Source organism: Izhakiella australiensis, from assembly GCF_002006995.1.
Classification (GTDB): Bacteria; Pseudomonadota; Gammaproteobacteria; order Enterobacterales; family Enterobacteriaceae; genus Izhakiella; species Izhakiella australiensis.
Genome location: NZ_MRUL01000011.1, coordinates 82,625 through 100,473, shown reverse-complemented (window position 1 = coordinate 100,473; position 17,849 = coordinate 82,625). Strand labels below are relative to the sequence as shown.

The following is a 17,849-nucleotide window of genomic DNA, read 5'->3' as shown; positions in this document are numbered from 1 at the left end:
AAATGTCCTATCTTGCACGCGACGAACGATATCAAACAATGCAGTATCAACGCACCGGCCGTAGCGGTTTAAAGCTGCCGGCGATCTCGCTGGGTTTATGGCACAATTTCGGTGATACAACGCTGGTCGATAATAGCCGCACGCTGCTGCGGCACGCTTTCGATCTGGGCATCACCCACTTCGATCTTGCCAATAATTACGGCCCGCCTCCGGGCTCGGCGGAGGAAAATTTCGGCCGCATTTTACGCGAGGATTTTCGTCCTTATCGCGATGAGCTGATTATTTCCAGCAAAGCGGGCTACACCATGTGGGATGGTCCTTACGGTGACTGGGGATCGCGTAAATACCTGATAGCCAGCCTCGATCAAAGCCTGCGCCGTATGGGTCTGGAATATGTCGATATTTTTTATCACCACCGCCCGGACCCGGAGACTCCGCTGGAGGAAACGATGCGGGCGCTTGATCAGGTGGTAAGACAGGGCAAGGCGCTGTATGTCGGACTATCTAACTACCCGCCAGAGCTTGCGGCAGAAGCCTTTGCGCTCCTGCGTGATATGGGAACGCCCTGCCTTATTCATCAGCCTAAATTTTCCATGCTGGAACGCACTCCGGAGCAAGGGCTGCTACAGGTTTTGCAGCAGGAAGGCGTTGGCTGCATCGCTTTCTCACCGCTGGCAGGCGGCGTACTCACCGACCGCTATCTGAACGGCATTCCGCAGGATTCGCGCGCGGCCAGCGGCAGCCGTTTCCTGAGCCAGGATACCTTGACCGCAGACAAAATGGCAAAAGTACGCAGCCTGAATGCACTGGCAGAAAAGCGCGGGCAGAAGCTGTCGCAAATGGCGCTGGCCTGGGTACTGCATCATCAGCAGGTCACCTCGGTGCTGATCGGTGCCAGCAAAACCGCGCAGATCGATGATGCCGTATCCATGTTGAGCAATCGCACCTTTAGCCATGATGAGCTGGCCGCTATCGACGAAATAATCGCCTGACTTTTTGCCAATAACCCTATGATACTGGCCAATTACGCCACGGAATTTTCCCAAATCGATATAGTTGGCCATATTTAGGACTGTACCAGAGGTTTAGCACTGCAAATACCAGTAGTAATAACCTCACGACGGATGATAACCGTCGGTGAGGAGATACAATGAAAAAAATATTACTTGTTGCCGCACTGCTGGCAAACTTAGCTCCCGCAGCAATGCACACAGCAAAAGCCGACAGTTTTTCTCTCAGCACGCCCGGCCTTTCAATACGACTCGGTGACCGCGACCCTCGTGGCTATTACTGGGATGGCGATCGCTGGCGCAATCCGCGCTGGTGGCACGAGCGCTATCGTTGGGATGAAGGCCGCTGGTGGCGTGAAGAACAGTGGCGACGCGAACGAGACTGGCAGCGAGAGCGTGAATGGCGCGCCCACCAGCGCTGGCGGGAACATGAGCGCTGGCGTGAACATCGCCACTGGGAGCACTGGCATAACAGACACGGCTGGTAAGAAATAAACGAGGGGGGCGGCACTGCCCCCTTTGAAAGCCAGAACGCCTCAGCAGCAAAACCAGGCTGGCACAGGCGTATTACGCCGAATTCGCTAAGATGTGCTGACAATATCCCCGGCGTTATCGCAAGCTAATCCTGGGCCTGCAGAACCCGTAAGAGGTTAACCTTTCCCGGTCGCCATGCCGTACAGCAGCCAGATATTTAATGCCACCACCAGCACCACGATAACCCGGCCGACGTTTTGCATCAGCGCAGAATTCACCATGGGTCCCATCAACACTTTATCGCCGGTAAAATTAAGCAGCGGCACCAGCGCCAGAGCAATGCCAAAGCTCAGTACGACCTGGCTCATCACCAGAATTCTCGTAGGATCCCAGCCGGCGAGGATGACAAGAAATGAAGGCAGCATGGTGATCGCCCGGCGCACCCACAGCGAAATCGAAAAGTGGACAAAGCCCTGCATGACCACCTGGCCGGCCAGAGTGCCAACCACGGTTGAAGAGAGGCCGGCCGCCACCAGGCTCAGGCCAAAGACCAGCGCCGCCGCGCGTCCCAACAGTGGGTCCAGCGTCAGGTAAGCCTGATCCAGCTCCGAAATACCAGCATGGCCGCTAAAGTGAAAGGCGGCGGCGGCAGTGGCCATCATTGCCAGATTAACAAACCCGGCGATGGTCATCGCAATCGCCACATCCAGTTTGGTTGAAGAATAGCGCTCGTCGCGAGTTTCCGCATCACCGTTCTGCGTCAGGGAGGAGTGCAGATAAATAACGTGCGGCATGATGGTGGCGCCAAGTACCCCGGCGGCAAGATAGACCGCATCTGCCGTTGGCATCGACGGAATCGCCATGCCTTTAACCAGTGCTGATACGTGGGGCTGAGAAAAGAACAGTTCAATAATATAAGCCGCGGCAACAAAAAGCAGCATACCGCCGATAACCAGCTCCAGCGGCTTCTGACCGCGACGCTGTAGCATCAAAATCAATACGGTTGCTACGCCGGTCAGCACCGCGCCCTGCAACAGGGAAACGCCGAGAATAAGCTTAAAGCCGATAGCGGCGCCGATAAACTCGGCCAGGTCGGTCGCCATGGCAATGATTTCAGCCTGCACCCAGTAAAACCACACCAGCGGGCGCGGGTAGCGATCGCGGATCAGCTCGGCAAGGTTTCTGCCCGTGGCAATGCCCAGCTTTGCTGACATCAGCTGGATGACCATCGCCATTATGTTGGCCCAGACGACCACCCACAGCAGCGTATAGCCATAGCTGGCACCCGCCTGAATATTGGTAGCAAAGTTGCCGGGGTCGATATAACCAATAGCCGCAATAAACGCCGGCCCCATCAGGGCCAGTTTAACTTTTCGGTTTCCCCGAATATTTGCGTCCGCCGTGCGACTTTCCAACATAACCACCCGTTGAGTTACCAATAAAACGCTGCCGAAAGCTATCATAATGCTTGTGTGAATAACTTGCGGCTATCGCTATAATAGCCTGCGCTAAACAATATAGCCATTGCTATATTTACAGCCAAGACTAACCTTTGTCATCAAGTAAGCAAGCGTAATAACATCGTAGTTTAGGTGGAATTCATTAACAACCTGTTAGCACTTTTTTAAGACAAGTGGAGAAGATGTGATCGGGAAGAGTTTTCAGAAAACTGGATGGTCGGTGAATTGTTATATTGTGTATCTGATCTCGTTTTTGCCGCCCTCGTTACATAGAATGTGCAACGAAATATAACCTGCCTCAAGTTTACGTTTGGAGCCCCATAATGATGTTCCGCATTCTTCACTTTGTATTAGCGCTGGCGGTGGTTGGCGTACTGGCGATTTTAGTCAGTCGTGACCGTAAAAATATCCGCATTCGCTTTATCGTTCAACTTCTGGTGATAGAAGTTGTTCTCGCCTGGTTCTTCCTTAACTCTCAGGTAGGCCTGGGGTTCGTTCAGGGCTTCGCCGGGCTGTTTGATAAACTGTTAAAATATGCCGGCCAGGGCACCAGCTTTGTATTTGGCAATATGAATGAAAAGGGGCTGGCGTTTTTCTGGCTGAATGTGCTCTGCCCTATCGTCTTCATCTCGGCGCTAATCGGTATACTCCAGCATTTTCGCATTCTGCCGATTGTCATCCGCGCCATCGGTACCGTGTTATCTAAAATAAACGGTATGGGGAAACTGGAATCCTTCAACGCAGTAAGCTCGCTGATTCTGGGGCAATCAGAAAACTTTATCGCTTATAAAGACATTTTGGGGAAAATGTCAGAGCGACGCATGTACACCATGGCGGCCACTGCCATGTCCACCGTGTCGATGTCAATCGTAGGTGCCTACATGACGATGCTGCAACCGAGGTATGTGGTCGCCGCGCTGGTGCTGAATATGTTTAGCACCTTTATCGTACTGTCGTTAATTAACCCTTACACCGTCGAAAATGAAGAAGAGCTTAAGCTTAACGACCTGCATAAAGGTCAGAGCTTCTTCGAAATGCTGGGCGAATATATCCTTGCCGGCTTTAAAGTCGCGGTTATCGTCGCGGCGATGCTGATCGGCTTCATTGCGCTGATCTCCGGCATCAACGCGCTGTTCGATACGATTTTCGGCATCAGCTTCCAGGGTATCCTCGGCTATATTTTCTTCCCCTTTGCGTGGGTGATGGGCGTTCCGGCTCATGAAGCGCTGCAGGTAGGCAGTATCATGGCAACCAAAATGGTTTCAAACGAATTTGTCGCCATGATGGATCTGCAAAAACTGTCCGGCCATCTTTCTCAGCAGGCGGAAGGTATCCTGTCGGTATTCCTGGTTTCATTTGCCAACTTCTCGTCTATCGGCATCGTTGCCGGCGCCATTAAGGGTCTCAACGAAGAACAAGGCAACGTGGTATCCCGCTTTGGTCTGAAACTGCTGTACGGCTCCACGCTGGTCAGCCTGCTCTCTGCTTCCATCGCCGCACTGGTGCTGTAAGCGCACAAAGGGCCGGAAATTCCGGCCCTTTGTTATTATGAAGCGGGATAAAAAACTCAGCTCCCGATCCCCTCCCCCTGACGCACCAGTAAGACCAACACCTCTCAGCGACAAAAGATTCGCGCCCTGCGCGTGAAAACATTCTACGGAGAAAAATCTGCGAAAATCGATGTCAGGATGGCACTGACCGGAGGCGTTCAAAGAGAAATACAGTCAGATACTGCAGGCGACCTAAATAGCAGCGTTGAGAAAAAAACAGCAGAAATGAAGAAGAAATTTGGTGGAGATAAGCGGGATCGAACCGCTGACCTCTTGCATGCCATGCAAGCGCTCTCCCAGCTGAGCTATACCCCCACTCTGAGGCGCTATTCAGTTCCAAATTTGCTGGAGTAAATTTGGTGGAGCTAAGCGGGATCGAACCGCTGACCTCTTGCATGCCATGCAAGCGCTCTCCCAGCTGAGCTATAGCCCCGTACTGAATAACCGTGTCGTGTTGACGGCGGGGATAATATGAAACGCGGCTAATGGTGTCAACGGCAAAATGTGAATCTGTGCTCAATCGCTGAAAAAGCGGCCAACCAGCGTGACAGGTGATTTATCCGCGTCCATTTCCTGCCTTTTTCACCCGGACAAACCGATCGCCGTACTGAGGTTATTTCCCCTGCTGAAAAACAATAACAAATTCTGCCTTCAGCGGATGGCGGGCCGCCAGTTACGTTAACAATTGGTTAATAATCAGATAAACGTTTACTTGTGTTTGTTAAATTCACATGCAAGACTGCGCACGCTTTTTACTGCCGGACTGGCCCTGGCGCAGGATGCGCAGCTTTTTATCGGGCGCCTCCGGCGTTGTGTCTTCCCTTTCGATTTAAACAACACCTGAAAATTATGTCTTTGCATTCACCTAAAGAAATCGCCGCTGTGGCTATCCAGACTGGCATCGCGAAACACAACGTATCTGTCTCTTATCTGTTAATTCTCGGCTTTATGGCCGGCGCATTTATTGCCACCGGTTTTCTGCTGGATCTACACGTCATTAACCAACTACCCGCAGACTGGGGCTCTTTTGCCGGCCTGCTCGGCGCGTCGGTCTTCCCGTTAGGCATTATTATGACGGTACTGGCAGGCGCAGAGTTATTAACCGGTAATATGATGACGCTGCCAATCGCCTGGTTTGCCCGCCAAATCAGCGGATTCAGCGTACTGCGCAACTGGTTCTGGGTCACCATCGCCAACTTTGTCGGTAGCATTGCCGTCGCCTGGTTTTTTGGCCATGTGCTCGGCATGACGGAAGGTGATTACCTGAAAAAAACGCTGTCTATCGCCAACGCCAAAGTTAACGCCGATTTTCTCCATGCCTTTATCTCGGCTATCGGCTGTAACTGGCTGGTCTGTCTGGCGGTCTGGCTGTCGTTCGCCAGCAAGGATATGGTGGGTAAAATTTTCGCTATGTGGTTCCCGGTGATGGCATTTGTCGCGATTGGCTTTCAACACGTGGTCGCCAATATGTTTATCATCCCGGCGGCTATTTTTGCCGGCGCGCTGAGCTGGAGTGACTTTCTGACAAATTTTGTTGCAGTATTTCTTGGCAATGCCGTCGGCGGCGCCATTTTTGTCGGTCTGGCCTGGTACATGGCTTTTCGCCCACAAATCGCGCTATCTGCTGACAATCGTTAATATTTATCCCCCTGCCTGCCGGGGGGATTTCTCGATCTTCCTCTGGTTTTTTTACTCCTTATTCAACTCACATTACTCATTAGTTGTTCATTTAACGCTTTACTGTAATATTAACCAGCGTAAACAATCAGCAGCATAAAGGATTAGATTGTGAAAAAGGAATGGTTAACCCCACAGGAAATCGCCCAACAAACCGGCTATACCCGTCAGACTATCAATAAGTGGATCAATCGCGAACACTGGACTACCGCACCGCGTAAAGGGATACAGGGCGGTCGTGGCCGGAAGGTATTGATTGACGAACGCGTACGCCAGTTTCTGAAAACCTCAGCCCGTCAGGTGGCTGAAGATGGCAGTCATTATCGTCCATCCGGGCGCAAAGACCCATTAACAAACCTACTGGTTACGTCAGTTCAACAAATGACCAATGACGAGCGCGAGAAGCTAACCGCGCTGCTGTTACGAGAAGGCATTCTCGGTATGCTGAACCGTCTGGGTATTAACTGAGTATCGGTAGAAAAAATCTCAGGCCCCGGCGGGCCTGAGAAAACGCAATCACTGCTGCTCGCGGGCAGAGATCCAATTCAGCGCTTTACCGATTCGCTCAACTGAACGCGTCTGGCCAATGGCATGCACGGTGACATCCAGACCGGGTGACTGACCGGCGCCGGTGACAGCTACGCGCAGCGGCATGCCGACTTTCCCCATCCCCACTTCCAGCTCATCAGCCGTGGACTGAATAGCATGGTGTACATTTTCCGGCGTCCAGCTGCTAATCGCCGCCAGCTTGTCGCGCACCGCCTCCAGCGGCTGGCGTGCAACCGGGCGCAGATGTTTTTTCGCCGCGTCAGCATCGAACTCAGCAAAATCTTCATAGAAGTAGCGGCATGACGCAGCCATCTCTTTAAGGGTTTTGCAACGCTCGCCGAGTAGTTTAACCAGCGCCGCCAGCTCCGGGCCGCTGCGGGTATCAATATTTTCCTGCTCAATATGCCATTGCAATTGGGTGGCGACATATTCTGCCGGCAGCGTATTGATATAGTGGTGATTAAGCCACAGCAACTTTTCCGTATTAAAGGCGCTGGCGGACTTGCTGACCGCATCCAGGCTAAACCACTGCTTCATTTCATCAATGCTGAAGATTTCCTGGTCGCCGTGGGACCAGCCAAGACGCACCAGATAATTTAGCAGCGCCTCCGGCAGATAGCCGTCATCGCGATATTGCATCACCCCTACCGCGCCATGACGCTTGGACAGCTTCTTACCATCATCGCCCAGGATCATCGACACATGGGCATAAACCGGCACCTGAGCACCGATCGCTTTCAGAATATTAATCTGCCGCGGCGTATTGTTAATATGGTCCTCGCCGCGAATAACGTGCGTGATCTGCATATCCCAGTCATCAATGACTACGCAGAAATTGTAGGTTGGCGAGCCATCGGTACGACGAATAATCAGATCGTCTAATTCCTGATTGCTGAATTCGATCGGGCCGCGGATCTGATCGTCAAAGACCACCGAACCTTCCTGCGGGTTACGAAAACGCACAACGCAGGGTTCGCTGGCATCATGATGCTGGTGGCTGTCGCGGCAGCGCCCGTCGTAACGGGGTTTTTCACCATTGGCCATTTGGCTCTCGCGCAGCTGCTCCAGGCGCTCTTTTGAGCAGTAACATTTATAGGCGGTTCCCGCCTGCAGCATCTCATCGATAACTGCGTTGTAGCGATCAAAACGTTTGGTCTGATAGTAAGGACCTTCATCCCAGCCAAGGCTTAACCAGTTCATCCCATCCATGATGGCGTCGATCGCCTGCTGAGTTGAACGCTCCAGATCGGTATCTTCAATACGCAGCACGAACTCTCCGCCGTGGTTGCGGGCGAACAGCCAGGAGTAAAGCGCGGTACGCGCGCCGCCGACATGCAGATAGCCGGTCGGGCTGGGGGCGAAACGGGTTTTGATTTTCATTTACTGCTGCCTTATTACGCAAAAGCCGTCATGCGGCCATTTTTTCTGGTGAAGGAAGAACATAAAAAGTGGGTAACATTCTAACATCTGGCGGTGAATCCTCAACGTTAAGCCAGCCTGCGTCGCCGGTTTTCACTTTATAAACCGGTAACGACGCCTGCTTTCAGGCTATCAGCGTTTAAAAGGCCAACAGCCTGTTTAATTTTAAGACGAACAAACACTTTCGTTTTAAAAAGCGTTGACTCACTAGCAACTATCCCTATAATGCCACTCCACACAGCGGGGGTGATTAGCTCAGCTGGGAGAGCACCTCCCTTACAAGGAGGGGGTCGGCGGTTCGATCCCGTCATCACCCACCACTCATTTAGTGGCTTCCGCAGTGTGATAAGAGATTTGAGAAGTGGGTGATTAGCTCAGCTGGGAGAGCACCTCCCTTACAAGGAGGGGGTCGGCGGTTCGATCCCGTCATCACCCACCACTTTCTCACCAGCGAAAATCTCTTAGAAATTAGCAGTACCGAAGTGGGTGATTAGCTCAGCTGGGAGAGCACCTCCCTTACAAGGAGGGGGTCGGCGGTTCGATCCCGTCATCACCCACCACTTCGGGTCGTTAGCTCAGTCGGTAGAGCAGTTGACTTTTAATCAATTGGTCGCAGGTTCGAATCCTGCACGACCCACCATTGTAGAGAGGCGCCCTAAAGGCGCCTTTTTGCTTTTGTAAAATCGATAACTTTATTTCACCTACGGTGGATTGTTTCGTTCACCTGCCCGGCTGCTGGCTGATTTCTTCACCTTTGGTGGGTTGTTCCGTTCGCCGGTGCGGCAGGTGGCATAGTTGCCCGCCGCTGCGGGCGACCGGCAAGGGGCCATCAAACGTCATGGCCCCCTTGACTCCGGACTTCCGGCAGTTTCTGCGTGGCTGCGCCCTTCCCTCACGCATGTAGCCCGCCGTACGGGCCGTTCGCGATGCGCTCCCGACGCAGCGCTTACTTTCGCCGCCTCCCTGCGGCTCACCCTGGCGGGCTTCATTCGCTCGGCGCAGAAAAGCCTGTTAGTGCAGGTTTGCGGGAAACGGCATCCGGTTTTTAATCGATAACACCGTGGGCATAGATTTGCTGAAGGCGGCATCCGTTTTAATCAATGAAGGCGTTGGGTGCGGGTTTTTGACGACAGTGATTATCTTCTGCTTAAAAGCTAAGGTGAGGTTGCTGGTGTTTAACCCGGCGCAGACCTGCTTTTATCTTTTTACTTAAAGCGATGAAGAAGTTTACGGGGGAGGAGAAGGCCCGGCTGCTTTCAGCAGGCTCGCGGCCAGGGATGGCCGTGCGCCAGGCCACACGGACGTGCTTGTGCCGGTGCGGAAAGCAGCCGGGCCTTCTGTGACCTGGGTGCCGGGCTTACAGCAATGAGGGGCTGCCGTTTGCCAGCCGGGCGGGTGGCTGATTTCTCCACCTTAGGTGGACTGTTCCGTTCGCCTGCCAGGCAGGTGCCATAGTTGCCCGCCGCTGTGGGCGACCGGCAAGGGGCCATCAAACGTCATGGCCCCTTGACCCCGGACTTCCGGCAGTTTCTGCGTGGCTGCGCCCTTCCCTCGCTACTTCAGCCCGCCGTACGGGCCGTTCGCGATGCGTTCCCGACGCAGCGCTCACTTTCGCCGCCTCCCTGCGGCTCACCCTGGCGGGCTTCATTCGTTCGGCGCAGAAAAGCCTGTTGGTACAGGTTTGCTGAAACGTCATCCGTTTTTAATCGATAACGGCGTTGGGGTACAGGTTTGCGGGAAACGGCATCCGTTTTTATCGCTTTTTCACCTGCCCGCATATCAAGTTCGTGCATTTTGTTCCGATAACCAAAGAGGTTAATTACAAGGAGTGAGAAAATGAGCACCATTAGCAGCATTGGTAACGCCGCAGGCGGCGGTACCAGCAGCAGCGTATCTTCACAGATTGCTGCGCTTAATAAGCAAATAGATAAGCTGGAGCAGCAATTAAAAAATATCGCCACCTCCGGCGATAACAGCAAAACGGCTGATGATGAAAAGAAGATGATTCAGTCTGAGATCCAGATGATAGAAGCGCAAATTGCTCAGATTCTGGCCCAGCAGGCACAGAAAGCTCAACAGAAACAATCAGACGCCAGCAATCCCCAGCCAGCCGATGGTATTAACCGCCCGACCGACAGCAATCAGGTTGACGTTTATATCTGATCAGAACGACGGCGTCAGCTGGCGCTGGTGCGCCAGTAAAGCCGCCTGCCGACGAACCTCTTGCCAGATGGCCTCCGCTGCCGGCGTAAGAGAACGGTTCTTACGGCGAATCAGCATCAGCGAGCGGTTTATTTCCGGAACTAAGCGTCGCACCAGCAGCGGCTTGCCCTCCGGTAATGGCAAAGCCAAAGCCGGCAATATTGAAATGCCAATACCAGCTTCAACCATCGGATAAAGCGTCGCCGGATGGCCGATCTCCTGAACGATTGCCGTTTCTACCTGCTGCTGCTGCAGCGCACGATCGATAAGCACCCGGCTGCCTGAAGAATAATCCTGTAATACCAGCAAACGCTGGTTCAGCGCAGACCACGGCACCTCAGACAACGCTGCCAGCTCATCATCTTTACGGCATAGCAACAAAAATGGCTCATGCAGAATGGCTTCGGATTCAAAATCATCGCTTTGCAGCGGGCCAATCACGATGCCAAAATCCACCTCGGCATTGCGAATACTCTGCAGCACCCAGTGCTGGGGGCGGTCTTTGAGCATTATTTTTATCTCAGGATAACGCGCCTGACTTGCCGCAAGGCACTGCGGCATCAGCTGCGCGGATATGGTCTGGCTGGCCGCGACGCGAACCGTCCCGCTGCGCTGCTGACCATATCTCCGCACGTCGAGTAAAGCCGTATTCAGCTCCTCAAGCAACCTCTCCAGGCGACTCGCTAACTGCTCACCGGCTTCGGTCAGCAGCACTTCGCGCGTAGTGCGATCCAGCAAGCGAATACCGGTTTCGTTCTCCAGTTCCTTGATGCTATGGCTGACCGCCGACTGGCTAAGACCAATAGCCTGTCCGGCCTGGCTAAAACTGCCATGGCGAACTACCGCGACGAAAACCCTGAGCTGGCGTAGCGTGTAATTCATCTATTTTCCTCATGGATGAATGCAATAAATCAATTTTATTTCTAAAAGCCGGACGCGCACAATAGCGTCTATCTCTTATTTAACCAGGTATTAACAATGGGTGTATTTCGCCTTGACCCCATGATGGTCAAACTGATTATTACCGTCATGCTGGCCAGCTTTTTGCCAGCCCGGGGCGGCTTCGTGCCATTCTTTGAAGGGCTGACCACCGCCGCCATCGCCCTGCTGTTTTTTATGCACGGCGCTAAGCTATCACGGGAAAAAATTATTGCGGGCAGCAGCCACTGGCGACTTCATCTGTGGATCATGTTCAGCACCTTCGTGTTATTTCCGGCGCTGGGTCTGCTGGTAATTTGGTGGCACCCGGTAGACGTTGGCCGGGAAATCTATACCGGCTTTCTTTATCTGTGCATTCTGCCAGCAACGGTGCAATCATCGATTGCTTTCACTTCCCTTGCCGGCGGCAACGTGGCAGCGGCAGTTTGTAGCGCCTCGGCATCAAGCCTGCTTGGCGTATTTATTTCGCCACTGCTGGTCGGCTTGCTGATGGATATTCATCAGCATGGCGGAGCGATGAATGGCCTGGAGCAGATTGGCAAAATAATGCTTCAGCTACTGCTGCCGTTCGTCCTTGGCCATATCTCACGCCGCTGGATCGGCGGCTGGGTTGAGCGCCATCGCAGCCTGATCGGCCAGACGGACCAAACCTCGATTTTGCTGGTGGTTTATACCGCCTTCAGCGAGGCGGTAGTGAATGGTATCTGGCATCGGGTCGGCGTCAGCACCTTGCTGTGGATTCTGGCGGGTAGCCTGCTACTGCTGCTGGTCGTACTGGCTATAAATCTGACGGCTTCACGGCTCTTTGGCTTCAGCCGTGCGGATGAGATCACCATTTTGTTTTGTGGCTCCAAGAAAAGCCTGGCGAACGGCGTGCCTATGGCTAATATCCTTTTCCCTGCCGCCACGATCGGGATCATCGTGCTGCCACTGATGATCTTCCACCAGGTTCAGCTGATGGTGTGCTCCTTCATTGCTCAACGTTACAAAAAACAGGGGCAGAAAGCGCAGGAACAGCGCAGTGAACTAAGCGCTGACGCGCGGCAAATGGAATCTCAGGAATCCTCTTAGCCGCGCTTGAGGGGTTTAATCAGCCCCTCCAGCCCCTCAATTTTAATGGCCAGCGTCATTTGCATCAGTTCGCCCAGACGGCCGGAGGGAAACTCGCCTTTACGGGCAAACCACAGCAGATAGGGTTCAGGCAGATCGATAAGCATGCACCCTTTATATTTGCCAAACGGCATGGCCGTGTTGGCAATTTCCAGCAGATTTTCTTTTTCCATTTCAGGCACCCAGCAGGCGGATCATCTGCGCTTCATCAATAACCTCAATCCCCAGCTCTTCGGCCTTCGCCAGCTTAGAGCCAGCGGCTTCCCCGGCAATCACGATATCGGTTTTTTTCGAAACGCTGCCGCTGACCTTCGCCCCCAAGGCCGTCAGTCGCGCTTTCGCATCATCGCGGGACATAATACTCAGCGAACCGGTCAGCACCACCGTTTTACCGGCAAAGGGGCTGTCAATTTCCTCCGGCCTGATGACCTCAACCGCCGGCCAGCTGATGCCTGACTCTTCAACCAGCTGGCGAATAACCTCGCGGTTGCTTTCTTCATCCATAAAATTACGCAGATGGCTGGCAACCACGGTGCCAACGTCCGGCACGGCAATCAAATCCTCAAGAGAGGCGTTCATCAGCGGCGCCAGGGAGCCGAAATGCGCCGCCAGGTTTTGCGCCGTAGCCTCACCCACTTCGCGGATCCCCAATGCATAAAGAAAGCGCGCCAGCGTAGTTTGTCTGGCCTTCTCCAGCGCGTTGATCAGATTCTGCGCCGATTTTGGTCCCATGCGGTCGAGACCGGTCATCACGCCCGCCGTCAGGCGGAACAGATCGGCCGGCGTTTTAACGTACTCTTTCTCCACCAGCTGATCGATTATTTTATCGCCCATGCCGTCGACATCCAGCGCACGGCGGGAAACAAAGTGCTTTAACGCTTCTTTACGCTGCGCGCCGCAGATCAGCCCGCCAGTGCAGCGCGCGACCGCTTCGCCCTCCACGCGTTCAATATCAGAACCGCAAACCGGGCAGTGAACGGGAAATACGATTTCACGCGCATCGGCCGGGCGATCGCCCGTGATAACCCCCACCACCTGCGGAATAACATCACCGGCGCGGCGAATCGTCACGCGGTCGCCGATGCGCAGCCCAAGACGTTCAATTTCATCTGCATTGTGCAAAGTGGCATTACTGACCATGACTCCGGCGACCTGAACCGGTTCAAGCCTGGCTACCGGGGTGATCGCGCCGGTGCGTCCAACCTGAAACTCCACATCGCGCACCGTGGTAATTTGCTCTTGCGCGGCAAATTTAAACGCCACCGCCCAACGCGGCGCGCGGGCGACAAAACCCAGCTGCTCTTGTAAATCCTGCGAATCGACCTTTATGACCACGCCATCAATGTCAAAACCAAGGCCGGCGCGCTCAGTATCCACCTGCTTATAGAATGCCAGTACCTCTTCGGCGCTGTGGCAGAGTCGGATACGGTCGCTTACCGGTAATCCCCATTGTTTAAACTGCTGCAGGCGCTGCCAGTGGCTACGCGGCATTGAACCGCCCTCCAGCTGACCAAAGCCGTAGCAAAAGAAAGTTAGCGGACGTCTAGCGGTGATGCGCGGATCGAGCTGACGTAGCGATCCGGCGGCGGCATTACGCGGATTAGCAAACACTTTACTGCCGGTTCGGCGCGCCTCATCATTCAGCTTCTCAAAGCCAGCCTGCGGCATAAATACCTCACCACGGACTTCAACTCTGGCGGGAATATTTTCACCCTGCAGGCGCAGCGGTATCGCGCGGATAGTACGCACGTTGGCGGTAATATTTTCACCGGTAGTACCATCGCCGCGCGTTGCCGCACGCGTCAATACCCCGTCTTCATACAGCAGGCTCACCGCCAGACCGTCCAGCTTTAGCTCGCAGCAAAAGACGATATCATCGCTGCTTTTCAGCCGGTCCTGCACGCGTTTATTAAACGCCAGATAGCTGGCTTCATCGAATACGTTATCCAGCGATAGCATCGGCACTTCATGCTGCACCTGCTCAAAAGCAGCCAGCGGTGCCGCGCCCACTCGCTGCGTTGGCGAATCAGGCGTCACCAGCTGCGGATTTTGCTGTTCAAGCTGGCGTAATTCGCCCATCAGCCGGTCATATTCCGCATCGGGAATTTCCGGCGCATCCAGCACGTGATAGAGATATTCATGATGACGCAGCGTCGTACGCAGCTGATTTATCTGACTTTCAATTGAGTGCATAACTTACCATCAGCGATAAAAAACCCCCGGCTAGCGGGGGTTCAGTTAATCAAAACGCCGGTGCGGCTTACCCGTTGTTTTCGACAACGTCGCGAATACGCGCTTTGTATGTTTCCAGCTTCTGCGGCGTCATCATACGCCGTTCATCGTCCAGAACCACGCCGCCAACGTCGTCAGCAATACGCTGCGCAGATTGCAGCATCAGCTTAAAGTTCTGATTCGCGTCGCCGTAAGACGGTACCATCATAAACATTGATATCCCCGGCGTAGAAAAATCAGACATGGTGTCAGGATTAAACGAGCCTGGCTTCACCATATTCGCCAGGCTGAACAGTACCGGGCCGCTGCCCGCCGGGTTCAGATGACGATGGAAGATATTCATTTCACCAAACTGGAAGCCTGCCTGTAAGATTCCCTGTAACAGCGCTTCGCCATTCAGCTCACCGCCGGCGTGCGCCGCTACGTGCAGCACCAGCACCGTCTCTTTTTCAGCCGTCTTCTCAGGCTCAGGCTGTTGGTCATCATCGTCTGAGGCTGGTACGTCAGCGGAGAAAACGGGCTCCACCGGCGTATGACGAGCACGATCGCTATCAGGCTGCTCTCTGAGCGGCTCAATACTTTGCGCCTGAGTCTCAGAGGGGCTTAGCTCAGGTTCCCAATCAGTTTCCATATCCAGCAGCGGATCGCGTGAAGGCTGCTGTGGCGCAGCGTCCGGCGTAAACTGCGGCGCGGCAGGCTGTGGCGGCTGGCGACGGGGTTCAGGCGGCGGCGTTGGTTTTTCCTGCTGACGCACGTCGCGCGCAGGCTCAGCATGCAGATCGGGTAAAGGCTCAGCCGCCGGCTCTTTACGGCGGACGCGAACTTCTCCTACGCCCTCATCGTCTTCCCCGGCATAGTCTTCACGTTCCTGCTTTATACGTTTGTGCGGGCGATCGCGAAATACCGTAGAGCGCTCTTTACGGCTGGTCCACAAGCCGTGAAGAAGCAATGCGATTATGGCGATAGCGCCAACAACGATTAATATCAGACGCAAATCCTGCATCATTGTATTCTCTGTTGTTCCAATACCTTGCCACCACGGCAAACTTTATCCTCTAACTGTATTTGCCCCGCTTCACAAGTGCAAGTCTGGGCACTATTTTCTAACAAATAAGATCGACCCGGACCGGTTTTTTGCTGTTTTTTCGTGCAATTTGCTTCGGATTTACCAGAAAACATAGGATATGATGTAGATAATCGGACCAATAAAGGAGATTGGGCGCTAATGGTCAATCGCAGTACCTCCGCTAAACAAAGTGGAGCCCACTATTTTTTTCAGGGATGGAAGCTTATCCACCTGCCCGGAATTCGTCGCTTTGTGCTGATGCCCCTGCTGGTCAATATTGTCCTTATGGGCTGCGCATTTCTCTGGTTGTTTCACAAGCTGAATATCTGGATACCGCTGATCATGGCGCATGTCCCCGACTGGCTTCAGTGGCTGAGCTATCTGCTGTGGCCGCTGACCGTGGTGTCCATTCTTTTAGTGTTCAGCTATTTCTTCTCGACGCTGGCTAACTGGATTGCCGCGCCCTTTTGCGGCTTGCTGTCAGAACAGCTTGAAGCGCGGTTAACGGGCCAGCCTGCGCCGGATGCTGGCTGGATGGAGATAATAAAAGACACGCCGCGCATTTTACGGCGTGAATGGCAAAAGCTCGCCTGGTATCTACCGCGCGCGCTGGTGCTGCTGATTCTCTATTTTATTCCCGGTCTTGGCCAAACTCTGGCGCCGGTGCTGTGGTTTCTGTTCAGCGCCTGGATGCTTGCCATCCAGTACTGCGACTACGCCTTTGATAACCACAAGGTCGATTTCCCGCGCATGCGCCAGGCGCTACGCCAGAATAAAAGCGACAATATGCAGTTCGGCGCACTGGTCAGCCTGTTTACCTTAATTCCGCTTCTTAACCTGGTTATCCTGCCGGTTGCGGTTTGCGGCGCCACTGCAATGTGGGTGGATAAATATCGTGCGCAGCTGGGCATTTCTCACACGCGCCGCCAGTAAATTTCGCCTCCTGCCCGCCATCTGCGGGCAGGCATTTCGCCGCTTATTCCGTTTTACTTTTGCTTATTGCTGCAATACATATCTATATATGATTTCTTTACTTCCGAAGCTATCCCGAATGAGTATGCTGGTAGGGTTCCCAATATTTCATACAGTTAAGGACAGGCCATGAGTAAGATCTATGAAGACAACTCGTTAACAATCGGTCATACGCCGCTGGTTCGACTGAACCGCATCGGCAACGGGCGCATCCTGGCGAAGGTAGAATCACGTAACCCCAGCTTCAGCGTAAAATGCCGAATCGGTGCCAATATGATTTGGGACGCAGAAAAACGCGGCATCCTGAAACCCGGCATCGAGCTGGTTGAGCCCACCAGCGGTAACACCGGCATTGCGCTGGCTTACGTCGCGGCTGCCCGTGGTTATGCGTTGACGCTTACCATGCCGGAAACCATGAGCGTTGAACGCCGTAAACTGTTGAAAGCGCTTGGCGCAAAGCTGGTGTTGACCGAAGGGGCGAAAGGCATGAAAGGCGCCATTGCCAAAGCCGAAGAGCTGGTTGCACAAAATCCAGACAACGTCATCATGCTGCAGCAGTTCAGCAACCCGGCGAACCCGGAAATTCATGAAAAAACCACCGGTCCGGAAATTTGGCAAGATACTGACGGCGAAGTGGATGTCTTTATCTCCGGCGTCGGCACGGGCGGCACGCTGACCGGCGTCAGCCGCTACATAAAGAACAGCAAAGGCAAAAAAGATCTCATTACCGTTGCGGTCGAGCCTACCGACTCTCCGGTTATTGCCCAGGCGCTGGCGGGTGAAGAACTGAAACCCGGCCCCCATAAAATTCAGGGCATCGGTGCCGGCTTTATTCCCGGCAACCTTGATCTGAAGCTGGTTGATAAAGTCGTGGCCATTAGCAATGAAGAGGCGATCTCTACCGCACGCCGCCTGATGGAAGAAGAAGGTATTCTCGCCGGTATTTCCTCTGGCGCAGCGGTCGCCGCCGCCCTCAAGCTGCAGGAAGATGACGCTTTTGCCAATAAGAATATCGTGGTTATTCTGCCCTCTTCCGGCGAACGCTATCTGAGCACCGCGCTGTTTGCCGATCTGTTTACCGAAAAAGAACTTCAGTAATCGCTTAACGGGCCTGTTTTGTTCAAAAAAGCATCCACCCGGATGCTTTTTTTGTGGGTTACGTCATGTTTTTACTATAAGCCAGATTGCT

16 protein-coding genes and 6 tRNA genes are annotated in these 17,849 nt (G+C 53.7%); 13 read left to right on the top strand and 9 right to left on the bottom strand.

Features of this window, described 5'->3' with window-relative positions:
- The first annotated feature begins 2 nt into the window (after positions 1 to 2).
- Both mgrA and BTJ39_RS15655 read left to right on the top strand, forming a co-directional pair.
- Positions 3 to 992 (top strand): L-glyceraldehyde 3-phosphate reductase, encoded by a 990-nt coding sequence (gene mgrA / locus BTJ39_RS15660; RefSeq protein ID WP_078003622.1) that lies wholly within the window; start codon positions 3 to 5, stop codon positions 990 to 992.
- A gap of 158 nt (positions 993 to 1,150) precedes the next feature.
- Positions 1,151 to 1,498 (top strand): DUF2502 domain-containing protein, encoded by a 348-nt coding sequence (locus BTJ39_RS15655; RefSeq protein ID WP_078003621.1) that lies wholly within the window; start codon positions 1,151 to 1,153, stop codon positions 1,496 to 1,498.
- Positions 1,499 to 1,660: 162 nt separating this feature from the next.
- On the opposite strand, the gene BTJ39_RS15650 is transcribed toward BTJ39_RS15655, so the two are convergent.
- Positions 1,661 to 2,902, bottom strand: a complete 1,242-nt coding sequence (locus BTJ39_RS15650; RefSeq protein ID WP_078003672.1) for an Nramp family divalent metal transporter — start codon at positions 2,900 to 2,902, stop codon at positions 1,661 to 1,663.
- Between the two features lie 368 nt (positions 2,903 to 3,270).
- Between BTJ39_RS15650 and BTJ39_RS15645 the strand changes: the two genes are divergently transcribed.
- A complete protein-coding gene (locus tag BTJ39_RS15645) occupies positions 3,271 to 4,455 on the top strand; it encodes a NupC/NupG family nucleoside CNT transporter (protein WP_078003671.1) in 1,185 nt (394 codons plus the stop codon).
- Positions 4,456 to 4,733: 278 nt separating this feature from the next.
- Here BTJ39_RS15645 and BTJ39_RS15640 read toward each other — a convergent pair.
- A tRNA-Ala gene (locus tag BTJ39_RS15640) sits at positions 4,734 to 4,809 on the bottom strand.
- Between the two features lie 42 nt (positions 4,810 to 4,851).
- Positions 4,852 to 4,927, bottom strand: a tRNA-Ala gene (locus BTJ39_RS15635).
- Positions 4,928 to 5,343: 416 nt separating this feature from the next.
- On the opposite strand from BTJ39_RS15635, the gene BTJ39_RS15630 reads away from it, so the two are divergent.
- Entirely contained in the window at positions 5,344 to 6,132 is a 789-nt protein-coding gene (locus tag BTJ39_RS15630) for a formate/nitrite transporter family protein (RefSeq protein WP_078003620.1), read from the top strand.
- A gap of 150 nt (positions 6,133 to 6,282) precedes the next feature.
- The gene (locus tag BTJ39_RS15625; RefSeq protein WP_078003619.1) at positions 6,283 to 6,639 is read left to right on the top strand and encodes a YfeC-like transcriptional regulator; all 357 of its coding nucleotides are present in this window, start codon (positions 6,283 to 6,285) and stop codon (positions 6,637 to 6,639) included.
- Positions 6,640 to 6,687: 48 nt separating this feature from the next.
- Here the strand turns inward: BTJ39_RS15625 and gltX are convergent, their stop codons facing one another.
- Positions 6,688 to 8,100, bottom strand: a complete 1,413-nt coding sequence (gene gltX, locus BTJ39_RS15620; RefSeq protein WP_078003618.1) for a glutamate--tRNA ligase — start codon at positions 8,098 to 8,100, stop codon at positions 6,688 to 6,690.
- 283 nt (positions 8,101 to 8,383) lie between these two features.
- Here gltX and BTJ39_RS15615 point away from each other — a divergent pair.
- From BTJ39_RS15615 to BTJ39_RS15600, 4 genes are all read left to right on the top strand, one after another.
- A tRNA-Val gene (locus BTJ39_RS15615) sits at positions 8,384 to 8,459 on the top strand.
- 43 nt (positions 8,460 to 8,502) lie between these two features.
- A tRNA-Val gene (locus BTJ39_RS15610) sits at positions 8,503 to 8,578 on the top strand.
- A 45-nt stretch (positions 8,579 to 8,623) separates the two neighbouring features.
- A tRNA-Val gene (locus BTJ39_RS15605) sits at positions 8,624 to 8,699 on the top strand.
- 4 nt (positions 8,700 to 8,703) lie between these two features.
- Positions 8,704 to 8,779 (top strand) — tRNA-Lys (locus tag BTJ39_RS15600).
- A 919-nt stretch (positions 8,780 to 9,698) separates the two neighbouring features.
- Here the strand turns inward: BTJ39_RS15600 and BTJ39_RS15595 are convergent.
- Complete coding sequence (locus BTJ39_RS15595; protein ID WP_078003617.1) at positions 9,699 to 9,995, bottom strand: hypothetical protein; 297 nt, start codon at positions 9,993 to 9,995, stop codon at positions 9,699 to 9,701.
- Here BTJ39_RS15595 and BTJ39_RS15590 point away from each other — a divergent pair.
- Positions 9,976 to 10,302 (top strand): FlxA-like family protein, encoded by a 327-nt coding sequence (locus BTJ39_RS15590; RefSeq protein ID WP_078003616.1) that lies wholly within the window; start codon positions 9,976 to 9,978, stop codon positions 10,300 to 10,302. The genes BTJ39_RS15595 and BTJ39_RS15590 overlap by 20 nt on opposite strands.
- On the opposite strand, the gene BTJ39_RS15585 is transcribed toward BTJ39_RS15590, so the two are convergent.
- On the bottom strand, positions 10,303 to 11,223 hold the full coding sequence (locus BTJ39_RS15585) for a LysR family transcriptional regulator (protein ID WP_078003615.1): 921 nt from the start codon (positions 11,221 to 11,223) through the stop codon (positions 10,303 to 10,305).
- A gap of 96 nt (positions 11,224 to 11,319) precedes the next feature.
- Here BTJ39_RS15585 and BTJ39_RS15580 point away from each other — a divergent pair, with 96 nt between their 5' ends.
- Positions 11,320 to 12,351 carry a bile acid:sodium symporter family protein gene (locus tag BTJ39_RS15580; RefSeq protein ID WP_078003614.1) on the top strand — a complete coding sequence of 344 codons (1,032 nt, stop codon included), beginning with the start codon at positions 11,320 to 11,322 and terminating at the stop codon, positions 12,349 to 12,351.
- Here BTJ39_RS15580 and BTJ39_RS15575 read toward each other — a convergent pair.
- The 3 genes from BTJ39_RS15575 to zipA all read right to left on the bottom strand — a co-directional run bounded on the left by BTJ39_RS15575 (position 12,348) and on the right by zipA (position 15,628).
- A complete protein-coding gene (locus BTJ39_RS15575) occupies positions 12,348 to 12,563 on the bottom strand; it encodes a DUF3820 family protein (protein WP_078003613.1) in 216 nt (71 codons plus the stop codon). The genes BTJ39_RS15580 and BTJ39_RS15575 overlap by 4 nt on opposite strands.
- Before the next feature lies 1 nt (position 12,564).
- Positions 12,565 to 14,583, bottom strand: coding sequence for an NAD-dependent DNA ligase LigA (ligA, locus tag BTJ39_RS15570; protein ID WP_078003612.1), 2,019 nt, complete (start codon positions 14,581 to 14,583; stop codon positions 12,565 to 12,567).
- Positions 14,584 to 14,650: 67 nt separating this feature from the next.
- Positions 14,651 to 15,628, bottom strand: a complete 978-nt coding sequence (zipA, locus tag BTJ39_RS15565; RefSeq protein ID WP_078003611.1) for a cell division protein ZipA — start codon at positions 15,626 to 15,628, stop codon at positions 14,651 to 14,653.
- 219 nt (positions 15,629 to 15,847) lie between these two features.
- Between zipA and cysZ the strand changes: the two genes are divergently transcribed.
- Both cysZ and cysK read left to right on the top strand, forming a co-directional pair.
- Entirely contained in the window at positions 15,848 to 16,621 is a 774-nt protein-coding gene (gene cysZ / locus BTJ39_RS15560) for a sulfate transporter CysZ (RefSeq protein ID WP_078003610.1), read from the top strand.
- A gap of 168 nt (positions 16,622 to 16,789) precedes the next feature.
- Positions 16,790 to 17,758 (top strand): cysteine synthase A, encoded by a 969-nt coding sequence (gene cysK / locus BTJ39_RS15555; protein WP_078003609.1) that lies wholly within the window; start codon positions 16,790 to 16,792, stop codon positions 17,756 to 17,758.
- Positions 17,759 to 17,849 lie beyond the last annotated feature (91 nt).